Below are 3,347 nucleotides of genomic sequence, written 5' to 3'. Positions count from 1 at the left end.
ACAACAGCGGAGTTCGCTGTGATGTTTTCAATACCAGACAATTGTGCACCAGCCAGGTTGATCGCACCGTAAGTAACCAGTGTATCGTTACCTGTACCCAGGTTGATCGTGTCTGTTACAACGCGTGCCGCTGCTGTTGCTGTGGACTGAGCATTGAGGTTCACACCGTTTTCTGTCGTGTTGTATGTACCGGCAACATAGTTACCCAACAGGACAACGCGGTCTGCACCAGCGCCGAGGCTCAGGAAGTTGGCGCCACGGCCCAGTGTCACGTCCAGCGCAGATTGTGCTGTCAATGCGCCTGCATCGATGGAAACGCCGACTGTTGCGTTAGCAACGTTGGTGTTGTCGATAGCACGGATCGTCAGACGTTCTACGTGTGTTGTTGTGTTAGCAGCTTGGTAGCTGTCAACCAGGGCATCAACGATGGTATCGTTCAACTGGATTTGGGACACTTGTGTGACTGCTGTGTCGTTTGTCAGTTCGATGTTACCAACGTTGCTGATACCGTTGAAGTCACCGATGGAAGCGTTTGTTGCATTACGCAGTTCGATAACGTCGTCGTTCTTTTGGCTGTTGTTAGTGGAGTTGTTGTCCACTGCACCGCCGTTGATGGCGTGGGAACCATTGAAGTTGGCATCAGTGAAGATGATACGGTCGGCTGTGCGGGAAGCACCTTCTTCGCCGTTGTAGCTGAAGCGGCTTGTGGCGCTCAGTGTACGGGCGTCGATGACGACTGCGCTTTCAACGGCTGTACCAGCTGTATCAGCTGCATTGGCTGTGTCATTGGCTGTGTCGTTGTCATTCACGATGGCGAGAACGCCTGCGTTGTTGTTGGCAGCGATCAGGGCATCTGTCAATGTCAGACGGTAGTTACCTGCACCGTCAACACCGGCGTTGTTGGATGTACCAACCAGGCGGATTGTTTCGAAACCGGAAACGTTAGTCCATTCAGACGCGCCCAGAGCGATAGTGTCGCCCAGTGCTGCACCTGTCAGGTCGCCGTCGATGACCAGTGTATCTGTACCAGCACCACCAACGACTGTGTCGGAGATGGTCAGGCCAGCACGTGTGTCTTGCAGGTTATCGAAAGTAACTGTGTCGTTACCAGCACCCATCTTGATGTTTTGCGCGCCGTTAGCAGCATTGCTTGTGGAAACGCGGATGATGACGCTGGCTGTTTCTGCGGATGCATCGATAGTGCCAGCAACCAGTTTGATCTGACCTGCTGTTTTGGACAACTCTTGTACGCCAGCGATGTTAGCTGCTGCGCCGCCTGTTGTGTCGATACGGTACAAACCACCGTTACCTGCGACTGTTGTGTCGAGGTTCAGGAATGTTGTTGTGGAACCAGCACCTGCTGTTGTACCAATGGTGATGGTGCCTGTGTGGGCAGCAACGTTGGCGAGAGCAACTGTGTTGGATTCTGTATCAGCATCAACCAAAGTGATGTTTTCTACTGCGTTGGTGTTCAACACGAAGTTGAAACGTGGGTCAACGTTCAGGCCTTCAGCGATCGTGACAGCAACTGTGTCGGATGCGCCAGTAGCAACGGCCAGATTGGCGTTGATCGTGGATTGGCCGATGGCGTTGGAGCCTGTGTCGCTATGACGGATGGTGATGGCAGCAGCTTGACCAACTGTGAGGTTGTTCAGTGTGAACACGTCTGTACCGGCAACTGGTGCGGAATTCGCAGGAGCAGCGACGTTGGTGTTGGAGACGTTGCGAACCAGTACGCCTGTAACATCTGGCAGTTTGGCAAAGTCAACTGTGGAAGAGGCGTTGTTCAACAATACTTGAACAGCTTCTACTTTGGTGATGATGGAGGAACCTGCTGCACCGGCTGTGACGTTGCCGCCGTTGACGATGATCAGGGTATCTGTACCGTCGCCGCCTGTGATGCTGTCAAGTGTTTCTACTGTGTCAGCCAGGTAGAATGTGTCGTTACCAGAACCACCAGTGATGGTGACGTTTTGGACGGAACCGGATGTGTCAGCTTTACCAGTGGTGAAGATGCCATTGCCGAGGTTCAGAGTCAGGTTGCCTTTGAATGCGGATGCATCAATCGCGGACAAACGGCCTGCAGCTTGCAAAATACCACCGGAGTAGTTGACGGATTCAATCGTCGTTACGCCATTAACAACATTGGATGTTTGGGCCAGTGTGAGGTCTTTGTCGCCAGTGATGATGACTTTGCCTGCTGTACCTGTGTCCATTGGCAGGTTCAACGTGCCGATGTTGTTGGTGTTGCCTGTGCTGTTGATGGTCAGTGTTTCGTAACCTTGGTTGCCTACGCCTGCGGCGGATGTGCCGGAGGTGTTTTGACCAATGTTGACGGTACCAACTTGGACGTCGGACAGGTTGAGTGTGGCTGCATTGGCGCCGAGCAGTGTGCCGTTGCCGAAGGAGAACTCAACTGTACCAGCGTTGTTGGCGTTGGTGCTTGTCAGGGACATGGTGTCGAGAACAGTTTTGATGTTTTCGATACGGGCAACGTTAGTACCTGCTGTAGAAGCGATGCGGTTGATACCGATGCTTTTGAGGCCAGTACCATCTTGCAAGTCAACTGCAACAACGGCGTTGTTGTTGACGTTTTGTGCATCAGCGGAACCAGTGAAGGTGAACGTGGCTGTCTGGATGTTTTTCAACGTTGGCGTGATGATCGGTGCGCCGTTGTCGTTGGAGTTACCCAGTGTGGCTGTCAGTTTGTTGTTCGCTGTGGCGGATGTGTTGGAGCCTGTCAGTACGTCTTCGTCTTGCAGGGCATTAACACGGGAACCACCGTTTGGTGTGTAGACGAGACCGGCTGTGAAGTTCTCAGCAGTAGCGACGTCTGTGTTGCTTGTCAGTGTGAAGTCTTTAACACCGCCGCCATTGACGATGGATGTCAGCACTGCATCTTGAACGGCGATTTGGGATGCTTGTGTCGCGGAGTCCAGCACTTTGCTGAGCCAGTCCTTGGCCAGGGCTGTGTTGCTTGGCAGGGAGTAGGCAACGATTTCTTCGTTGGTGTCGATAGCAGTAGTGAAGGATGTAGCTGCGGCAACTTTGGAGTCAACGGCAACTTTATCTGCACCAGTAGCACCACCGAGGATGGCGAGAGCAGCTTGACCCAGTGTGACTTTGCCGTTCAGCAGTTGGCCTGTCCAGTAGTTGAGACCTGCTACGTCGGCTTTGTGGCCAAACAGGTTGTTGTAGATGGTGTTGACTGTGTCTTCTGTTGTTTTACCAGCGAATACGGTGGCGTATTCTGCTTGTTTGGAGAAGCTGTCGGCGATTTGACCCAGTGTCAGGCCTTGGGCCATCCAGTACGTCAGACCATTTGGGTCTGCAGGACGGTTGAAGTA

1 protein-coding gene is annotated in these 3,347 nt (G+C 52.9%); it reads right to left on the bottom strand.

Annotated elements, in window-relative coordinates; translation table 11 throughout:
• The coding region (locus ACO0LD_RS31635) for a DUF4214 domain-containing protein (protein WP_423013494.1) at window positions 1-3,347 on the bottom strand (3,347 nt) is incomplete at both ends.

This window comes from Undibacterium sp. Ji83W (assembly GCF_049340385.1).
Classification (GTDB): domain Bacteria; phylum Pseudomonadota; class Gammaproteobacteria; order Burkholderiales; family Burkholderiaceae_D; genus Undibacterium.
The sequence above is the reverse complement of the archived record's forward strand: the minus strand, read 5'-3'. Positions and strand labels throughout refer to the sequence as shown.